Raw genomic sequence first — 18,113 nt, 5'->3', positions numbered from 1 at the left:
TACTACCGCGCTTCGCTTGCTTGCCCTGTCTTTGGTGTTGAAGTCTTGCGACTTCAACACCAAAGACAGGGTATATGTTCTCCCACAAACATTTTACTCTAACAAGATGAGTGGGTAAACAAATTAGTGCTTTCTATTTCTTTCTTGCATATCTTTTACTTTTTGTGGTGTTACATCATTTCCTTCTGGATCAATTACTTTCAAAGTTTTTAATTGGTTTTTAAATGATCCTCGAATGTTACCTAAATATTCCTCACGCAGTTTTTTTTGCTCTGCTCTCTCTTCAACTGTGAGCTCTGTTTGTTTTGCTTTATTGGCAAGCTCATTGATTCTTGCTAACTTCTCTTGAGATAACATGATTAAAGCCTCCTTAAACTATATTTCAGTATTAGGGTAGATCTACGTCTAAAGTTTAATAATACCCTATTTCAAAAAATAATAATCCATATTTACTCGTTAATTAAAGAATATTATAAATGGATTGCTGAACTAATGAAGCCAGTTCTTCCTATATATTCAATGCTCCATATTAAATTTTACTGCGGACTTCCGGAAGATTTTCACTGAATTACATAAAAACTTTTTATATCGAAGATAAGTCTAGTCTTGTTTTCCAATATATTTATAAAGGAAAAGGCAAAAAAAGACAAGCATTTCAGCTTGTCTTGGGTTTTTATTTATCGATAGATTTTCTATCCTCCTGGTATTCTTGGTAACGACGGTGAACGGTTGCTTTAGAGATATTATATCCTAATCCTTTCAAGGTGGTTGTTATCTCACTAAACGTTAAGTTCTTATCCCGGAGCCGAACAATATCTTCTATGGGTACTTCCAGTCTTTCTCTACCGGGTGCATTAGAAATATTTTTTAAGTTATCTGTAGGATTATATCCCTGTTTTATTGCACGCTGCATTCCTCTTTTGATTTTTATATTATGGATTTTACGTTGATACTCTTCTACTATGCCGACGATTTGTAAAACCATAGAATCAGACTCGGATAATTCGAGCTCTCCATCATGTGTAGATGTTAAAACCGAAACCCCTAATTTTTGGAGCTGGCGGAATAAAGCGATTTTTGTATTTCCTCTCCCTAATCGAGTTTCATCTTGAATTAATAGACATTGTGCTTCTCCATTAGAAAATAGATCGAGCATCTTAAATATGCCATCCCTGTTAATTTCATATCCGCTTTCTTGCTCTTCTATACTAGTTACAACTGTCAGACCATGTCTATCTGCAAGTTGAAATAATTCTTCACACTGTCTTTGTAATGATGTTTCCTGTTGTTTCTTATCCGTACTCACTCTACAATAGATGATTGCCTTCACGATCCAATTCTCCTTCTGCCAGATTAGCTGCTAGTTATGAGAGAAAAATATAAAAATACTAATGTTACCCCAAATACAACAATAAAGAAGATATCCTCCTTGGAAAACTTAGAAAATAATTTACTAAACATGTATATTCCTCCCCAATCCACGAACTTTTATTCTCCAGAACATATTATCGCACGAACAAATGGTCCTGTCAACCATTATTTAGAACGAATGTTTGCATTATGTTATATGAGATGATAAACTAGTGATAATAAATTCTATGTACGAGGTGATTAATAGATGACTAAGCTTTCAAAAAGACAACAAATGATATTAGATTTCATAAAAGAGGAAGTAAATGAAAAGGGTTATCCACCTTCAGTCCGAGAAATTGCAGTCGCAGTAGGTCTTGCTTCCAGTTCAACAGTTCATGGTCATCTGGAACGTCTTGAGGCAAAAGGTTATATTCGACGAGATCCGACTAAACCACGTGCTATCGAAATACTTGATCTAGATGGAGAGGGAAATATACCGAAGGACAAAGCACGCTATGCACCTGTCATTGGTAAAGTTACTGCTGGTATTCCTATTACTGCAGTAGAAAACATCGAGGAATTTGTCCCTGTTCCAAGTTCACACACAAATCCAGATGACAATCTATTTGTTCTTGTAATCGAAGGTGAGAGTATGATAGAAGCTGGTATTCTAGATGGTGATATGGTTATTGTTAAACAACAAAACACTGCCAATAACGGGGAAATTGTAGTTGCAATGACGGATGATGATGAGGCGACGGTTAAACGCTTCTTTAAAGAAGAAAATAAAATTCGTCTTCAACCGGAAAATGCAACGATGGAGCCATTATTCTATGATAAAGTTAGTATCTTAGGAAAAGTAGTCGGCTTATATCGCAATATCCATTAAAAAACATCTGATCTTCGCATCGCATGCAAAGATCAGATGTTTTTTTAATATATTAATAGGTTGTTAGATATTGTTCTCGTTCCCAAGGATGAACGGTATTATTAAACATTTCCCATTCAATTTCTTTGGCTTCAACATAATGATTAAATAGATGATCACCTAAAGCTTTGATGATGACTGGATCTTTTTCCATTTCATCGAGTGCATCTTTAAGAGTTGATGGCAAGTCCTTCACACCATTTTCAATTCTTTCTTTTCTTGTCATTGCATAGATATTTCGGTCAACTGCTTTTGGAGGTTCTTTTTCATTCTCAATCCCATCTAATCCAGCTGCAAGAAGAACGGACATTGCCAAATATGGATTGGCAGCCGGATCTACACTACGGACTTCGATTCTAGTCCCGACTCCCCTAGAACTTGGAATACGAAGAAGCGGACTGCGGTTAGAACTTGACCAAGCAACATAACAAGGAGCTTCATATCCTGGAACCAACCGCTTATAAGAATTGACTATCGGATTGGTAATAGCAGTAAAATTAGTTGCATGTTCTAACAACCCTGCAATAAATTGATATGCAGTTTTGCTCAGCTCTCTTTCACCTGATTCATCATAAAACGCGTTCTTTCCATCTTTGAACAGCGACATATTAACATGCATTCCTGAACCATCTACACCGAATAAAGGCTTTGGCATAAAGGTAGCGTGCAAATTATGTTTTCTAGCAACCGTTTTTACGACAAGTTTAAATGTCTGTATATCATCCGCATGCCTTACTGCTTCGGAATACTCGAAGTCTATCTCGTGTTGACCCGGAGCCCCTTCATGATGGGATGCTTCAATGTTAAAGCCCATTTCCTCTAATTCCAGCACGATGTCGCGACGACAGCTTTCACCCAAATCATTTGGCGCAAGATCGAAATAACCACCATGGTCATTTAACTCTAGGATCGGCTCCCCTTTTTGATTTAATTTAAATAGGAAGAATTCAGGTTCAGTTCCAATATTGAAAGTATCAAAGCCAAGTGACTGCATCCGCTTTAGGTTTCTCTTTAAATTATAACGAGGACAACCTGAAAATGGTGTGCCATCCGCATTGTATATATCACAAATGAATCGTGCGACTTTTCCTTTATCGGATGTCCACGGAAAAACTACGAAAGAATCAAGATCAGGACATAAATACATATCGGATTCTTCAATCCGTACAAACCCTTCAATGGATGAACCGTCAAACATCATTTTATTATCCAAAGCCGTATCAAGTTGGCTAAGCGGGATCTCCACGTTTTTAATCTTTCCTAACATGTCGGTAAATTGAAGCCGTATAAAACGTACATTTTCATCTTTAATTTTTTCTTTGATTGCATCTTTGGTAAATTTCGTTCCCAACTAGATCTCCTCCAACAGTATAAATTTATATACGAAGAAATAGAATATCCCTATTCCTTGCACATAATTTTCCGCATTTTTCAATTTTCTCAGCGTAACGTAAAAGTATTGAGTTATAAAAAATGCTTGAAATGAATTAATGAAATATTATTATGGAGAAATACAATAGAATGGAGCTATTGGATCCAAGCCTGCGGGAGGATGTAGTCCTCCCAACGCTTGAATACGAAGCTGTACAACATGTATTCCACTTTGACTATACCCTATTTGACAAATAAGAAACCTTTTCTTTCAAGGGCTGCTACAGCACGGGTCAAAGCTAGTTTCACATGGGAATATGTAAGTCCACCTTGTACATAGGCAGTGTATGGAGGGCGGATTGGACCATCCGCAGAAAGTTCAATACTGGATCCTTGAATAAACGTTCCACCTGCCATTATGACTTGATCTTCATAACCTGGCATTTCACTTGGATACGGCGTGACATAAGCATTGACAGGAGAATTTTCTTGAATTGCTTGACAGAATGCTATCATTTGCTCTGATGAATCGAAATTAACAGATTGGATTAAATCCGTTCGTTTACTTTGGTAAGCTGGTGTTGTTTCAAATCCAGCCAATTCGAGAAATCGTGAAGTGAAAATCGCTCCTTTTAACGCTTCACCAACCACATGAGGTGCAAGGAAAAAACCTTGATACAGTTCTTGAAGCATATTTAAAGTTGCGCCACTTTCTTTACCCAGTCCCGGTGCCGTTAAGCGATTTGCGCATTGTTCCACTAATTCTTCACGGCCGACGATATAACCGCCTGAGCGTACAATTCCTCCACCAGGATTTTTGATGAGCGAACCGGCCATCAAATCAACTCCAACATGAGTTGGTTCAAATTCTTCAACAAACTCACCATAACAATTATCTACGAACACGATGACATCTTCTTTTACTTCCTTAACGAACTCTACCATGTCTCTGATCTCTTCCACTGTAAAAGACGGACGATTATCATATCCTTTGGAGCGTTGGATCCCAATAACTTTTGTATTAACATTTATTGCCTCTTTAATCTGGGCAAAATCGACGCTGCCATCCTCCAGCAAATTCACTTCCTGATACGAAATAGCATACTCACGAAGGGAACCTGGTGTATTCCCTCTTTTACCAATCACTTCTTCTAATGTATCGTATGGCTTACCTGTAATATACATTAACTCATCTCCAGGACGTAGAACGCCAAATAAAGCGGTTGATATGGCGTGAGTGCCAGAAACTAATTGGGGACGGACGAGTGCATCTTCTGTTCCGAAAACATCCCTATACACCGCCTCCAGTGTATCTCGTCCCATATCATCGTAACCGTAACCGGTAGTGGAATTAAAATGGCTATCGCTTACCCGATTATCAATAAATGCATCCAATACTCGTTGTTGATTTTTTTCAACTATATTATTTATATGTTCCTTTATTTCTTTTATATCTTGTTCAGTCTGGTTGATTAAATCCTTCAGCATATTTCTTTACTGCTCCTTTAAAATCTTATTTAATGAATGGTTCTCTTGAATATACCCTTTAATATGATATAGGTTCTCTTGTTCATCAAATCTTTTTTCTGTAATGATTGCCTCTCTCCCAAGTTGGCTCATTACTTTGCCGGCATCTGTTTCCAATGCGACTTGGAATGGAGTCCATTGTTTCATCAGTATTTCCTCTATTTTTTCAAGAAGATGTTGAATATCCTCTGTTTCGTATGCCGATGACAATATATATGGATGATGTAGTGGCAGAAAATCATTCTCCAACAAATCTTTCTTATTGTAGACATACAACATAGGTAGATTATTTGCATCTAGGTCATCTAATAGTTCGCCTACTGTCTCGATATGTTTTTCATAATCAATATGTGATGCATCAATCACATGCAACAGGAAATCAGCCTCTGTCACTTCTTCCAATGTTGAACGGAAAGCTGCAATCAAAGATGTCGGCAAATCTTGAAGAAAACCGACCGTGTCAGTAATCAACGCTTTAAAACCGGAAGGGAGTTCAATTTTCCTTGTCAAAGGATCAAGCGTTGCAAATAATTTATCTTCTTCCAATGTGTCACTATCGGTCAGTCGGTTAAATAATGTCGATTTGCCTGCATTTGTATAGCCAACGATCGCGATTTGAAATGTATCATTTTCTCTTCTCCGTTTACGATACTGTTCCCGCTGCTTTACCACTTGCTCAAGCCTACGTTTAATGTCTACAATTCTTCGCTGGATATGGCGGCGATCCGTCTCCAGTTTGGTTTCACCAGGGCCCCTTGTACCAATTCCACCGCCAAGACGGGACAATGCAATCCCCTGTCCCCGAAGTCTTGGCAGTAGATACTCCAATTGAGCAAGTTCAACCTGAAGTTTACCTTCCTTGGTCTGCGCGCGCTGAGCAAAAATATCAAGTATCAACTGACTTCGATCGATGATTGGTATGCCTAAGTAATTGTTGAGGTTACGTAATTGTCCACTCGACAATTCATCATTCGAAATGACGAGGTCTATATCCTTTTCTTCAATTTCCCTCTTGATCTCTTCAAGTTTACCTTCTCCTATATATGTCGCAGGGTGAATACGGTTTCGGTTTTGGGTGATAACCCCTTCCACCTTCCCACCTGCAGTATTACTCAATGAAATGATTTCCTCTAAAGAAGATTCAAACCGTTCAACTAATTGTTCTGGCTTTCTTACTGCAATAATAATGATTTTTTCTTCTTCCATATAATCCCTCTCTTTAAACGGGTGTAGTATCAAATTGAATATCAGTTGCGGTAATTTCTATCAAACGTTCTGCTTCATAATTTTCAGCTTGAACGAGACGATATGCCTGCATACGGATTGCCCGCTCCATTATATTTCTTACCGAACGTGCGTTGGAAAAATTCCTTTCTTTTACAGCTAGCTTTTGATAAAGATAGTTCCTTAATTTATTTTCAGCCTCTTTCGTCAAGCGATATTCCCTTGATTTTACCATGTGATGCGCTATTTCCATCAATTCTTCCAAGTTGTAATCAGAGAAGTCCAAGATGAATGGGAATCTGGATTCGAGGCCAGGATTTGTAGCTAGAAAACGGTGCATTTCATAAGGGTAACCAGCAAGTATGAGGATAAAATCATCACTGCCGTCCTCCATATGCTTTACAAGTGTATCTATCGCTTCTTTACCGAAATCTTTTTCTCCACCACGCGCGAGTGAATACGCCTCGTCGATGAATAGTATACCCCCCATTGCCTTTTCAATGATTGCCCTCGTCTTTTGAGCCGTCTGCCCAATGTATTCCCCTACTAGATCGGCACGCTCAGCTTCAATAAAGTGGCCTTTAGAAAGTATACCCAAATCAAAATAAAGTTTTGCCAGCCTTCTTGCTACCGTTGTTTTTCCAGTGCCAGGATTACCTCTGAATAGCATATGCAAAACTTGAGCGTTCGAAGCCATCCCTAATTCTTTACGCTTTTCATTTATGAGATAATAGGAATATATTTGTTTAATCGTCGTTTTAATTTGTTGAATGCCTACAAACTGAGAAAAAGCCTCATCTATTTGTTTAAATTGTTTGTTATAGTTTAAATTTCCTTTTCGTCGCTCTACATGAGGTGGAATATCCTGCAAAATAATATTGATGCGGCCGTTCCGATTTGCTGTCATTCCCGTCTCCATATACTCACTCCTTCGTCATCACAGTATACGTTTATCTCCGTAAAATGTGACAAACGCCCAGTGAAGCATAAGTGAGTTCCTGGAAAAATAAATAATAAGTTCATTAGAAAACGGATGCAGTAATTCGCATCCGTTATTTATTACTCATTTTCTAAGCTAACATTTTTAACTGGTGCAAAAGTTGAAATTGCATGTTTGAATATCAATTGCTGTTTGCCATCAGTTTCTAATAATACCGTAAAGTTATCAAATGCTTTAATGATCCCCCTTAATTGAAAACCATTTGTTAAGAACACGGTAACTGAAACATGGTTCTTCCTCAATTGATTTAAATACTGCTCTTGAATGTTAACGTTTTGTGCCATGGTACTTCCTCCCTTTTCTATCTATATAATCTTAATTCTACTTCATTTCCAATATTCCTGCTACTTTAGATAAAATCATTGAAAACTTTTTATCTTTTTCCACTGGTTCAACGGAATACCAGTCTACTGGTAATTTATTTCTAAACCAGGTATATTGTCTTTTTGCATATCTTCGAGAGTTTTGTTTCAATATTTCAATGGTTTCATCCAATCCTTGCCTACCCTCTAGATATGGAATAAACTCTTTATAACCAATAGCTTTCATAGCTTGTGTATCTTTGTAACCCTTATTATATAGTGTAGTAACTTCTTCTAAGAGGCCGTTTTCCATCATCAAATCAACACGTTTATTAATCTCACGATAGAGCAATTCTCTATCCATCTCTAACCCAATGAACAATACATTGTAAGGAGATTCAAGCTTTTGCTCTTTTTCCCATGTCGTTTTAGTCTTCCCGGTAGTTTCATATATTTCTAACGCGCGGATGACTCTGCGATGATTATTAGGATGGATCTTCTCTGCTTGTTCGGGATCCACTTCTGCTAAACGGTTATAGATCCTTTCTATCCCTGCTTCTCGTGCTTCCCTCATAAGTTCTTCTGTCCTATTATCATCCCTTGGGATACTAGGAAAATTATAATCATAGAGAGCGGCTTGTATGTATAATCCACTACCGCCTACAATAATCGGTAGGCGGTCTTTGGCTGATATTTCATCAATCTTCTTTGAAACATCCATTTTAAAATCTGCTGCAGAGTATTCTTCAGCCGGTTCTTTTATATCAATTAGATGGTGAGGAATTCCTTCCATTTCTTCCTCACTGACCTTAGCAGTTCCTATATCCATTCCCTTATATACTTGCATGGAATCACCGCTGATGATTTCCCCATTAAAACGTTTTGCCAACATAATACTGAGGGACGTCTTTCCGACGGCTGTCGGTCCAACAACTGCTATGACTGTTTTCTTCATCGTATTACCCCTATATACTTATTTCTCGTTTTGATAGCTGCGAAGCATCCATAACTCTTTCTCAAAAGCTGATAATTGCTCAATTAAAATATCTGTTGTCGGCTCATCTTCATACTCCTCTGCTAAAGGAAGACCTGTTTCTCTAATTTCAGAAGCTACTTGCTCGAAGTCACGAATAAGCTGTGCAATTATTTCTTCTTCCGTATCATCTGCGTTGGCCTCTTCCAAAGTGCCTTGCTTCAAATACATACTCATCGTTGCCAAAGGTTTTCCACCTATCATTAAAATTCTTTCCGCAACTTCATCTAAGAATTCTGAAGACCGCTCATACAATTCCTCAAAATATTCATGAAGCCGAAAGAAATTTCTTCCTTGGATATACCAATGGTAACGGTGAAGTTTTACATAAAGAATAAAGTGGTTGGAAAGCAGTTGGTTTAAATGATTAATTAAACGTTGATTGTCCAATTTATTCACCTCACACTGTTTTCTTATCAGTTTTGTCCTGCTTGTTGAATCTTATACCTTTACATAATTCTTTTAAACATTTTCTCAATTTCATAGGACGAAAAATGAATAATGATTGGTCTTCCGTGTGGACAAGTGAATGGATCTACCGTTTTCCTTAAATCTTCCAGCAATCTAGCCATTTCTTCCAAAGTTAAATAATGATTCGCTTTGATGGAACGTTTGCACGACATCATAATAGCTGCTTCTTCACGAATACGTTCCACATTGATTTTTTCTTCTTTCATGACGTGCTCCAACATCTCGCGAATAACTTCTTCCTCAAAACCTTTTGGAAACCAATTCGGATGAGAACGAATGACGTAACTTGTACGGCCAAAAGGCTCAAAATAAAGACCGACTTTCTCCAATTCATCTTGATGGGCATCAATAAACAATGCCTCCTCATTGGAAAAATCAAAAGTCAATGGAATTAACAGTTGCTGTGATTCATTATTAGGTTTCCCTAGTTTTTCTTTATAAAACTCGTATTTTATTCGTTCCTGGGCAGCGTGTTGATCAATCATATAAAATCCTTCATCATTCTGACCAAGAATGTACGTACCATGAAGCTGACCAATTGGATATATCGGTGGAATCCGATCCGCAAATTGTGGCTCTGGCTCTGCCTCATCTGAAGTAGCTACAACAGGGTTCGGATTCGGCTCCTTTTCCTCCACTGTTATCGGTTCTCTTATCATTTGTACTGGTTCTTCTGGAATTGTTGATTTTTCTATGTTTGGCTCAGTTTCAACAGCTGGTTTATTAGCAATAAATTCCTTCTCTTCTACCGGATTGCTATCAAATGAAAATTGTTCTTGTGTAGAAATTGGCTTCTTTTTCGGCTCTTTATATTCCATTTCTGGTATGAGTGTCTCCTGCCGAAGAGCTGCTTGAATAGTCTCTTTTACTGATTCATATAAAGCTTTGTCCTTACTGAACCTTACTTCCAATTTTGTTGGGTGAACATTTACATCCACTAATATTGGTGCCATTGTAATGTTAAGCACTACTAATGGATATTTCCCGATCGGCAATAACGTATGGTAGCCATCCACTACAGCTTTTGATAATGGATAGTTTTTTATATATCTTCCGTTAATAATGGTCGAGATAAAATTTCTCGATGCCCTCGTCACTTCAGGTTTTGCTATAAAACCAGTTATTTCATAATCTAATGTTTTATGCTCAATCTGCAGCATTTTTTTAGCAACAGACATCCCATAAATCTGGGCAATAACTTGTAATAAATCTCCACTTCCAGAAGTTTTAAAAAGAGTTCTGCCATTATGGATAACTTCAAAACGGATTTCTGGATACGACAAAGCTAGCCGGTTCAGCAAGTCTGTTACATGTCCTAACTCTGTGTGCAGACTCTTCATATATTTTAAACGGGCAGGTGTATTGTAGAACAACTCATCAACAGTTATCTCAGTACCTTTACGTGCATCACTTTTGCTCTTTTCAACGATTTCTCCGCCTTCCAAGTATAGACTTGTCCCAGCTTCTTCACCAGTTGATGTTTTTAAAGTCAATTTACTAACAGCAGCAATACTTGCTAAAGCTTCCCCACGGAAGCCGAGTGTACGGACATGAAATAAATCATTCTCATCATTGATTTTACTTGTAGCATGAGGAAGAAAGGCTCTTTCACTGTCCTCAGAGCTCATTCCTTCTCCATTATCTGTTACTCTAATTCGCCCGATGCCGGCTTCTTCCATCTCAACCTTAACGAAACTGCTGCCGGCATCAATGCTATTTTCCACTAACTCCTTTACAACAGATGCAGGACGTTCGACAACCTCTCCCGCTGCAATTTTATTAGCAAGTTGAGTAGGCATCTGTTTAATTTTCATGCAAACATCCTCTCATATTTTCAAATACTGTTACTTCACTTTCTTTTGGAGTTTATATAATGCATTCATTGCTTCCATTGGTGTCATTTCAAATAAATTCAAGTTTTTAAGCTCATCAATGATATGATGTTCTTTTTTGGTCGGTTGTTTCTCATTTTCTTTCTCCCTCTCCTCAATGAAGAAAGAGAGCTGTCCAGACTCGATTTTTTCTGTAACTGGTGCCGGCTTCGAACCTTCTTCCAGTTCTATTAATATAGTATTTGCCCGCTCAATCAACGCTTCTGGTAAACCAGCCAGTTTAGCAACTTGAATACCGTAACTCCTATCAGCAGATCCTTCTTTGATCTTGTGTAAGAATACAACATTCCCATCATACTCTTCGGCACGGACGTGAATGTTTTTTAACTGGTTCAAGTTCTTCTCCATGGCAGTCAACTCATGGTAATGTGTCGAAAATAATGTTTTAGCACCAATATTATTATGGATATATTCCACAATCGCTTGTGCCAACGCCATACCGTCATAGGTACTTGTCCCCCGACCGATTTCATCGAGAAGAATTAAACTGCGGTCCGTTGCTTTAGCGAGTGCATGATTTGCTTCAAGCATTTCCACCATGAACGTACTTTGGCCCGAAACAAGATCATCTGCAGCACCAATACGAGTGAAAATCTGGTCAAAAACAATTAAATCCGCTTCATCACAAGGCACAAAGCACCCTATTTGGGCCATAATGACCGTTAAAGCCAGTTGTCGCATGTACGTACTTTTCCCAGACATATTTGGTCCCGTAATTAATAGAATACTATTTTCTTTATCCAATGAAACGTCATTCGGTACAAATGTACCATCTGACATCACTTTTTCAACAACGGGGTGTCTTCCATTTTTAATTGTCAGCTTATCTTCCACAAAACGTGGTCTAGTATAATTGTTTTCTTCACTAACCGTCGCAAAGGCCTGAAGACAATCGATTCTACTGATATGATCTGCTAATTGTTGGAATAGTGGTATATGATCTTTCATCTCTTCTCTTATATCAAGGAATAGTGCGTGCTCCAAGTCTATACTTTTTTCTTCCGCCTCCAAAATTAAAGTCTCTTTTTCTTTTAATTCTGGAGTAATATAACGTTCAGCATTAGCCAGCGTTTGTTTCCGCTCATATCTTCCCTCAGGCAACAGATGTGTATTGGACTTCGTGACTTCAATATAGTAGCCAAACACACGATTAAATCCTATTTTTAAAGATTTAATATTTGTTAAATCTTTTTCTTTTCGTTCCAGTTCTGCAATCCATTGTTTACCATTACGTGATGCATCACGATATGAATCTAATTGCTCGTTATAGCCATCTTTAATAATTCCGCCTTCTGTAATCGAAGCTGGCGGATCTTCAATAATACTTTGCTCTAATATATCTACAATATCTTCAGGATAAACCAATTCGTCCGCTAACTCTTTCATTTCAGGTGCCGGAAACTGTTGAAGTATTTTTTTGATCTCCGGTATGTTACGTAAGGATTGTTTTAGTTGAATAAGGTCTCGTGCGTTCACATTTCCAAAGGCGATTCTTGCGGCAAGCCTTTCCATATCATATACAGATTTCAAAGACTCCCTCAGCATTTCCCTTTCCATAAATCCAGCATGGAACGACTCAACGATATTTAATCGCTTTTCAATAGCTTGTTTGTTAAGCAAAGGCCGTTCAATCCATTTTTTCATCATCCGTGACCCCATAGCGGTAACAGTTTTATCAAGAACCCAGAGTAAACTTCCGTGCTTCCCTTTTTTAATGATAGTCTCTGTAAGCTCTAAATTACGTTTGGAATACATATCTAAAGATAAATAATCCTTCAATTCGATGATTGTTGCCTGTTTTAAATGATCTAAAGAGCGCATTTGCGTCTTTTGAATATAATTAAGAAGACGGCTGAACGCCTTCATTAATCGTTCATCATTTAAGTTTTCAGTCAAGCTTCTGTACTCCGCATTGAAGGTAACTTCATCCTGATAGGATAATGTAACTTGTAACTTCTCCCGTAATTGGGTTTGGAATTCTTCGCTCAACGTAGACGGAATCACAATTTCACGTATTGGTTGGTTGTATAACTCATGAAGAACAGCATCCCATCCCTCTTTAATCAGAGTGAGGCGGTTTTCTCCAGTTGACAAGTCGTTATAAACAACAACAAATGAGCCATCTTGGAAATGTGAAAGGCTGCAAAGGTAGTTATTCTCCCCCTCTTTTAACATCGTTTGAGACATGACCGTACCAGGAGTAACGATCTGAACAACTTCTCTTTTCACTACACCTTTAGCTGTTTTAGGGTCTTCCACCTGTTCACAGATCGCAACTTTATATCCTTTTTCAATTAATGTTTTTATGTAGTTTTCTGCAGAGTGGTAGGGAACTCCGCACATTGGGATACCTTCCTTATCACCTTGTGACCCTCGTTTTGTCAGTGTTATTTCTAATTCTCTCGCTGCTTTGATTGCATCATCAAAAAATAGTTCATAAAAATCTCCAAGCCTATAAAATAAAAAAGCATCTTGATGCTCAGCTTTAATTTTCAAATATTGTTCCATCATTGGTGTGTGTTTTACCATGTATAAGCCTCCAAAAACCCTTAATCTTCTTCAATAATTATAGCATACATCATTCACTTAGCTCTATAAGACTGTTTTTTCTAATTGTTAATCGGCTAATTTCACAGTGAATTGAAAGGATAAGATTATAACTGATATTAAATTTTAACTTAAAAGAAATTATTCAATTATGTGAATAAAGATTTAGCACAAAATTAATGATTTTTTTATTAATCAANGGAAAGCGAAGGTGTATCGGGGGCTGCGGACCGCCAGGAGAGAATCTCTGAATTAATCAGGAACCTGTATTTGCTGATAAATTAACAAATTTCATACGTTATATTTTTCTAAAAATCTTAGTATGCACTTTAGGTGTTTGCCCTGCATAAAATGACTATGAAAAAAGAGGAGGTAAATACAGCTATGTCTTTTCTTAAAAAAGATTATAGAGAAATCATTACTAAAGCAGTGATCGGAAAAGGGCGTAAATTCACAAAGGAAACCCATACCGTAACTCCAAATAATCGTCCATCCAGCATTCTAGGATGCTGGGTAATTAATCACCTATATCATGCTAAAATGAAATCTGCAGATAGCGTGGAGATCCATGGAAGTTACGAAATCAATATTTGGTATTCCTATAATGATAATACGAAAACACAAGTCGTTACAGAAAATGTAAAATATCAGGATGTCGTTCCCCTTTCCTTAAAAGACGAGAACTGCATAGATGATGATTTCGATGTAATTGCAAAAGTATTGCAGCAACCAAATTGCCTAGAGTGTAAGATTGAGAAAAAAGGCAATAAAGTCCTTGTAGAAGTTGAAAGGGAATTTGTCGTTCAAGTAATTGGTGATACAAAGTTACTTGTAAAAGTAGTACCTAGTTGGGAAGCGGATAAGTTGGAAGACGACGATGATGAAATCTGGGGCCACAAGGTTTCAGATGAGGAATTAGAAAATGTAAAAACAGATTTTATGAAGAAAAGAGATTAACAAATTACGAGGGAGATTTCTCTCGTAATTTTTTTTGAAAAGAATCCAAAAAAAACCAAGCAGTTGCCTCTGCTTGGTTTTTTCTACTACTCTGATATGTTAGTTAATGTTTTGCCCGTTTTGCCTTCTAAAACATTTCCGCCAGTTGACTCGATAATTCGATTAGTTACTTCACGGGAAATCGTAGCGGATACGAGTTGAAGAACATCGTTTACAGTCACTTGGATTTCCTTGAATTCAGAAACGATTGGAATTCCATCCAGCTCTTCCTGCATGCGATCAAGTTCTTCTTCGACACGAGTTAATGCTTCTTTTTTATCATACGCTTGTAAATTTACAGCTTGTTTTTGTAAAGCTTTAATCTTTTTAATCAAACTTTGGACCTTAATATTTTGATTGATCTTTACTTCCAGTTCTTTGAAACGATCAATCTCCTCAGTATTTGCAAGCATTTCTGCTAATCTCTTTGCTTCTTCAAGCACTTCTTTTCTCGTATATTGTGCCATTTATGTCACCTCAATTTTATTTTCTACCATAACCCCATCTAAGGACCAGGTTTTTGTTTCTGTGATTTCTACATCAACGATTTGTCCAATCGCTGATTTTGGCCCTTTAAAGTTCACAAGTTTATTTTTCTCTGTATAACCTGCGAGAATTTCAGGGTTCTTTTTACTTACACCTTCAACCAGTACTTTAACGGTTTTACCTTTATATTTCTTCATTGACTCTGCTGCTTGCCTGTTTACTAGCTCATTCAGACGATACAAGCGTTGTTTCTTCACTTCTTCTGGTACATCGTCTTTTTTCATGGCTGCAGGCGTTCCCTCTCTAGGAGAATAAATAAAGGTATAGGCTGCTTCAAAGCCCACTTCTTCCATCAATGTCATTGTCTCCTCGAACTGTTCTTCTGTTTCATTCGGGAAACCGACGATAATATCTGTTGTTAATGTGACATTTGGGATAGCAGCTTTGATTTTACGTACTAACTCGAGATAATCTTCTCGTGTATATTTACGGTTCATTTTCTTAAGTATTTCAGAGCTCCCAGATTGGACTGGCAAATGGATATGGTCTAACAAGTTTCCACCTTGTGCTAATACTTCTATTAGATGGTCGTCGAAATCACGTGGATGAGACGTGGTAAAACGGACTCTCGGGATATCGATTTTATGGATGTCGTTCATTAGATCCCCAAACGTATAATCAATGTCCTCAAAGTCCTTCCCGTATGCGTTCACATTTTGACCTAGTAAAGTTACTTCTTTATATCCTTGTGCGACTAGATGTCTCACTTCTTGGATAATATCCTCAGGTCTTCTACTTCGCTCTTTACCCCTTGTCATCGGTACGATACAGTACGTACAGAACTTGTCGCAACCATACATAATATTAACCCATGCTTTAATCTTACCATTACGGGCTTTTGGCAGGTTTTCAATAATATCGCCTTCTTTTGACCAAACTTCCACGACCATTTCCTTACCAAACATCGCTTCTTTAATCAAGTGAGGAAGACGATGGATATTATGGGTACCAAAGATAAGATCAATATGCTGATGTTTCTTCAAGATCCTATTGACTACGGACTCTTCTTGAGACATACAACCACAAATCCCTATGATTAAATCTGGATTTTCCAGTTTCAATGGTTTTAAATGTCCTATTTCACCAAACACTTTATTTTCCGCATTTTCACGGATGGCACAAGTATTTAGTAAAATTACATCTGCATCCTTTACATCGTCAGTTGCGGTATAGCCCATTTCTATAAAAATACCGGCCATCACTTCCGTATCATGTTCATTCATTTGACAACCATATGTCCGGATCAAGAACTTTTTACCCTGTCCGATTGTTTGCATATCTTCCGGAATTGTGAAGTCATATTTAAATTGAACTTCTTCTCTTTTTCTTTTTCTAGCTTTCTTTATATCTGGAGTTTGAGGTGAATAGCTCGTATGGAAATACTTAGCGATCATTTCATCACTTGAGGTATTTCGGATACGCTCAACATTTTGTTCCGGACTAATTTGAGCCTGCTCTTTCCTTTGCTCCTCGTTCATGACTGATCTCCTTTCAACTAATTGTCATGTATGTATAAGGGTACATTATACTAGTATAAGGCTTCTAAATAAATTTAACAATATATACAGATAAACTGCAAATAAAAACCTTCCTTTCAGATAAGGAAGGTGTAGAAGCTACTTCAGTATTACCTCGGTTCAATGATTAATTTGATTGCTGTTCTTTCTTCATTGTCAATTAATATATCTGTAAATGCTGGTATACAAATAAGGTCTACTCCACTAGGCGCAACAAACCCTCTGGCAATCGCTACAGCTTTAATTGATTGATTTAATGCTCCTGCACCGATTGCTTGTATTTCTGCAGTTCCTCGTTCCCGCAGCACATTTGCCAGAGCCCCCGCGACCGAATTTGGGTTAGATTTAGATGAAACTTTTAATACTTCCATTACTAGTACCTCCCTTACCTCAGTTTTGTGGTCCTATCACTACTATATTCTTGGAGTTGTACGCTTATTCCCTTAACCTGTATAAAGCTGACAATGAAGAAATTCTGATACTTTCATAGTAAGAAATCAGCTGAAAAAGGGATGGTCATCATTGATCATGATCCGTTCAATTTTTGTTGACTTCCCACTTTTTGTATCAACGGAAACAAGCACTGCGTTTAATTGGTTTTTACCCTTTTTTGTAATTTCAAAACGTACAGGTAAGGAGGTGAGAAAACGTTTTAATACCGCTTCTCGTTCGACACCTAGTATTCCCTCATAAGGTCCCGTCATGCCTACATCTGTTATGTATGCGGTGCCTTCAGGCAAGATTCGTTCATCCGCTGTTTGCGTATGGGTGTGCGTTCCCACAACTGCACTAACTCGGCCATCGACGTACCAACCAAAAGCTTGTTTTTCACTTGTGGCTTCAGCATGAAAATCCACAAAAATTATATTTGTCCTTTTGCTCGCTTCATTAATTAATTCATCGATTTTCTGGAAAGGATCGTCAATTGCCGGAAGAAAAGTTCTTCCTTGAAGATTAATAACAGCTACTTCTATATTGTTAACTGTTAAAAATACCAGACCTTTCCCAGGGTTATTCTCAGGAAAATTCGCTGGTCGAATAAGATATTTTGCGTCATCAATGAAGTCGAATATTTCCTTTTTGTCCCAAGTATGGTTACCCATCGTTATGGCTTGAGCACCCCATTCAAGGAAGTTTCGGTAGATCTCTTCGGTAATCCCTTTTCCTGCCGCAGCATTTTCACCATTCAATATCGTAATGGTTGGTCTGTATTTTTCTTTTAGTTTAGGGAGATATTCCTTCACCATATCCCGTCCTGGAGAACCAACCACATCACCAATAAATAATATTTTCATTCTTTAATCATCCTAATCTTTAATAATTTATTTATAGTCTTTGCAAATTAAGAATAGAAACCTTACTATCTAAAGTCCGAGTCCAAATACTTTTCGCTTTCAACAGGCGGC

17 protein-coding genes are annotated in these 18,113 nt (G+C 37.6%); 2 read left to right on the top strand and 15 right to left on the bottom strand.

Annotation, left to right across the window (positions count from 1 at the left end):
- Positions 1 to 123 precede the first annotated feature (123 nt).
- Both ACFSBH_RS08915 and ACFSBH_RS08910 read right to left on the bottom strand, forming a co-directional pair.
- Entirely contained in the window at positions 124 to 357 is a 234-nt protein-coding gene (locus tag ACFSBH_RS08915) for a DUF896 domain-containing protein (RefSeq protein WP_251510521.1), read from the bottom strand.
- Between the two features lie 316 nt (positions 358 to 673).
- A complete protein-coding gene (locus tag ACFSBH_RS08910) occupies positions 674 to 1,330 on the bottom strand; it encodes a YneB family resolvase-like protein (RefSeq protein ID WP_379597116.1) in 657 nt (218 codons plus the stop codon).
- Positions 1,331 to 1,618: 288 nt separating this feature from the next.
- Between ACFSBH_RS08910 and lexA the strand changes: the two genes are divergently transcribed.
- Positions 1,619 to 2,242 (top strand): transcriptional repressor LexA, encoded by a 624-nt coding sequence (gene lexA, locus ACFSBH_RS08905; RefSeq protein WP_251510526.1) that lies wholly within the window; start codon positions 1,619 to 1,621, stop codon positions 2,240 to 2,242.
- Between the two features lie 52 nt (positions 2,243 to 2,294).
- Here the strand turns inward: lexA and glnA are convergent, their stop codons facing one another.
- From glnA to mutS, 9 genes are all read right to left on the bottom strand, one after another.
- Entirely contained in the window at positions 2,295 to 3,632 is a 1,338-nt protein-coding gene (gene glnA, locus ACFSBH_RS08900) for a type I glutamate--ammonia ligase (protein ID WP_251510528.1), read from the bottom strand.
- Positions 3,633 to 3,895: 263 nt separating this feature from the next.
- Entirely contained in the window at positions 3,896 to 5,140 is a 1,245-nt protein-coding gene (locus ACFSBH_RS08895) for a methionine gamma-lyase family protein (RefSeq protein ID WP_251510530.1), read from the bottom strand.
- A gap of 6 nt (positions 5,141 to 5,146) precedes the next feature.
- Positions 5,147 to 6,385, bottom strand: coding sequence for a GTPase HflX (gene hflX / locus ACFSBH_RS08890; RefSeq protein ID WP_251510534.1), 1,239 nt, complete (start codon positions 6,383 to 6,385; stop codon positions 5,147 to 5,149).
- A 13-nt stretch (positions 6,386 to 6,398) separates the two neighbouring features.
- Positions 6,399 to 7,322, bottom strand: coding sequence for an AAA family ATPase (locus ACFSBH_RS08885; protein WP_251510537.1), 924 nt, complete (start codon positions 7,320 to 7,322; stop codon positions 6,399 to 6,401).
- A 140-nt stretch (positions 7,323 to 7,462) separates the two neighbouring features.
- Positions 7,463 to 7,687, bottom strand: a complete 225-nt coding sequence (gene hfq, locus ACFSBH_RS08880) for an RNA chaperone Hfq (RefSeq protein ID WP_251510547.1) — start codon at positions 7,685 to 7,687, stop codon at positions 7,463 to 7,465.
- Between the two features lie 37 nt (positions 7,688 to 7,724).
- A complete protein-coding gene (gene miaA / locus ACFSBH_RS08875) occupies positions 7,725 to 8,660 on the bottom strand; it encodes a tRNA (adenosine(37)-N6)-dimethylallyltransferase MiaA (RefSeq protein WP_251510550.1) in 936 nt (311 codons plus the stop codon).
- 18 nt (positions 8,661 to 8,678) lie between these two features.
- A complete protein-coding gene (locus ACFSBH_RS08870; protein WP_379597111.1) occupies positions 8,679 to 9,128 on the bottom strand; it encodes a Dps family protein in 450 nt (149 codons plus the stop codon).
- 59 nt (positions 9,129 to 9,187) lie between these two features.
- Positions 9,188 to 11,023, bottom strand: coding sequence for a DNA mismatch repair endonuclease MutL (gene mutL / locus ACFSBH_RS08865; RefSeq protein WP_379597109.1), 1,836 nt, complete (start codon positions 11,021 to 11,023; stop codon positions 9,188 to 9,190).
- A 30-nt stretch (positions 11,024 to 11,053) separates the two neighbouring features.
- Positions 11,054 to 13,630, bottom strand: a complete 2,577-nt coding sequence (mutS, locus tag ACFSBH_RS08860) for a DNA mismatch repair protein MutS (RefSeq protein ID WP_379597107.1) — start codon at positions 13,628 to 13,630, stop codon at positions 11,054 to 11,056.
- Positions 13,631 to 14,032: 402 nt separating this feature from the next.
- Between mutS and ACFSBH_RS08855 the strand changes: the two genes are divergently transcribed.
- Positions 14,033 to 14,605 (top strand): outer spore coat protein CotE, encoded by a 573-nt coding sequence (locus ACFSBH_RS08855; protein WP_251510562.1) that lies wholly within the window; start codon positions 14,033 to 14,035, stop codon positions 14,603 to 14,605.
- A gap of 86 nt (positions 14,606 to 14,691) precedes the next feature.
- On the opposite strand, the gene ACFSBH_RS08850 is transcribed toward ACFSBH_RS08855, so the two are convergent.
- The 4 genes from ACFSBH_RS08850 to ACFSBH_RS08835 all read right to left on the bottom strand — a co-directional run bounded on the left by ACFSBH_RS08850 (position 14,692) and on the right by ACFSBH_RS08835 (position 18,002).
- Positions 14,692 to 15,111 (bottom strand): YlbF/YmcA family competence regulator, encoded by a 420-nt coding sequence (locus ACFSBH_RS08850; RefSeq protein ID WP_251510564.1) that lies wholly within the window; start codon positions 15,109 to 15,111, stop codon positions 14,692 to 14,694.
- Positions 15,112 to 16,668: a tRNA (N6-isopentenyl adenosine(37)-C2)-methylthiotransferase MiaB gene (gene miaB, locus ACFSBH_RS08845; protein ID WP_251510577.1), complete on the bottom strand. Its 1,557-nt coding sequence runs from the start codon at positions 16,666 to 16,668 to the stop codon at positions 15,112 to 15,114.
- A gap of 149 nt (positions 16,669 to 16,817) precedes the next feature.
- On the bottom strand, positions 16,818 to 17,078 hold the full coding sequence (locus ACFSBH_RS08840; RefSeq protein WP_251510580.1) for a stage V sporulation protein S: 261 nt from the start codon (positions 17,076 to 17,078) through the stop codon (positions 16,818 to 16,820).
- A gap of 126 nt (positions 17,079 to 17,204) precedes the next feature.
- Entirely contained in the window at positions 17,205 to 18,002 is a 798-nt protein-coding gene (locus ACFSBH_RS08835; RefSeq protein WP_251510583.1) for a TIGR00282 family metallophosphoesterase, read from the bottom strand.
- Positions 18,003 to 18,113 lie beyond the last annotated feature (111 nt).

Source organism: Oceanobacillus luteolus, assembly GCF_042678205.1.
GTDB lineage: Bacteria > Bacillota > Bacilli > Bacillales > Amphibacillaceae > Oceanobacillus > Oceanobacillus luteolus.
Note: the sequence above shows the minus strand (reverse complement) of the source record. Positions and strands in the feature narration are given on the sequence as shown.

Coding starts and splice junctions, on each gene's coding strand:
- ACFSBH_RS08915 (WP_251510521.1), bottom strand. CDS start 357: ATGTTATCTCAAGAGAAGTTAGCAAGAATCAATGAGCTTGCCAATAAA.
- miaB (WP_251510577.1), bottom strand. CDS start 16,668: ATGAACGAGGAGCAAAGGAAAGAGCAGGCTCAAATTAGTCCGGAACAA.
- mutS (WP_379597107.1), bottom strand. CDS start 13,630: ATGGTAAAACACACACCAATGATGGAACAATATTTGAAAATTAAAGCT.
- miaA (WP_251510550.1), bottom strand. CDS start 8,660: ATGAAGAAAACAGTCATAGCAGTTGTTGGACCGACAGCCGTCGGAAAG.
- hfq (WP_251510547.1), bottom strand. CDS start 7,687: ATGGCACAAAACGTTAACATTCAAGAGCAGTATTTAAATCAATTGAGG.
- ACFSBH_RS08855 (WP_251510562.1), top strand. CDS start 14,033: ATGTCTTTTCTTAAAAAAGATTATAGAGAAATCATTACTAAAGCAGTG.
- ACFSBH_RS08840 (WP_251510580.1), bottom strand. CDS start 17,078: ATGGAAGTATTAAAAGTTTCATCTAAATCTAACCCAAATTCGGTCGCG.
- ACFSBH_RS08895 (WP_251510530.1), bottom strand. CDS start 5,140: ATGCTGAAGGATTTAATCAACCAGACTGAACAAGATATAAAAGAAATA.
- ACFSBH_RS08850 (WP_251510564.1), bottom strand. CDS start 15,111: ATGGCACAATATACGAGAAAAGAAGTGCTTGAAGAAGCAAAGAGATTA.
- mutL (WP_379597109.1), bottom strand. CDS start 11,023: ATGAAAATTAAACAGATGCCTACTCAACTTGCTAATAAAATTGCAGCG.
- lexA (WP_251510526.1), top strand. CDS start 1,619: ATGACTAAGCTTTCAAAAAGACAACAAATGATATTAGATTTCATAAAA.
- ACFSBH_RS08835 (WP_251510583.1), bottom strand. CDS start 18,002: ATGAAAATATTATTTATTGGTGATGTGGTTGGTTCTCCAGGACGGGAT.
- ACFSBH_RS08885 (WP_251510537.1), bottom strand. CDS start 7,322: ATGGAGACGGGAATGACAGCAAATCGGAACGGCCGCATCAATATTATT.
- hflX (WP_251510534.1), bottom strand. CDS start 6,385: ATGGAAGAAGAAAAAATCATTATTATTGCAGTAAGAAAGCCAGAACAA.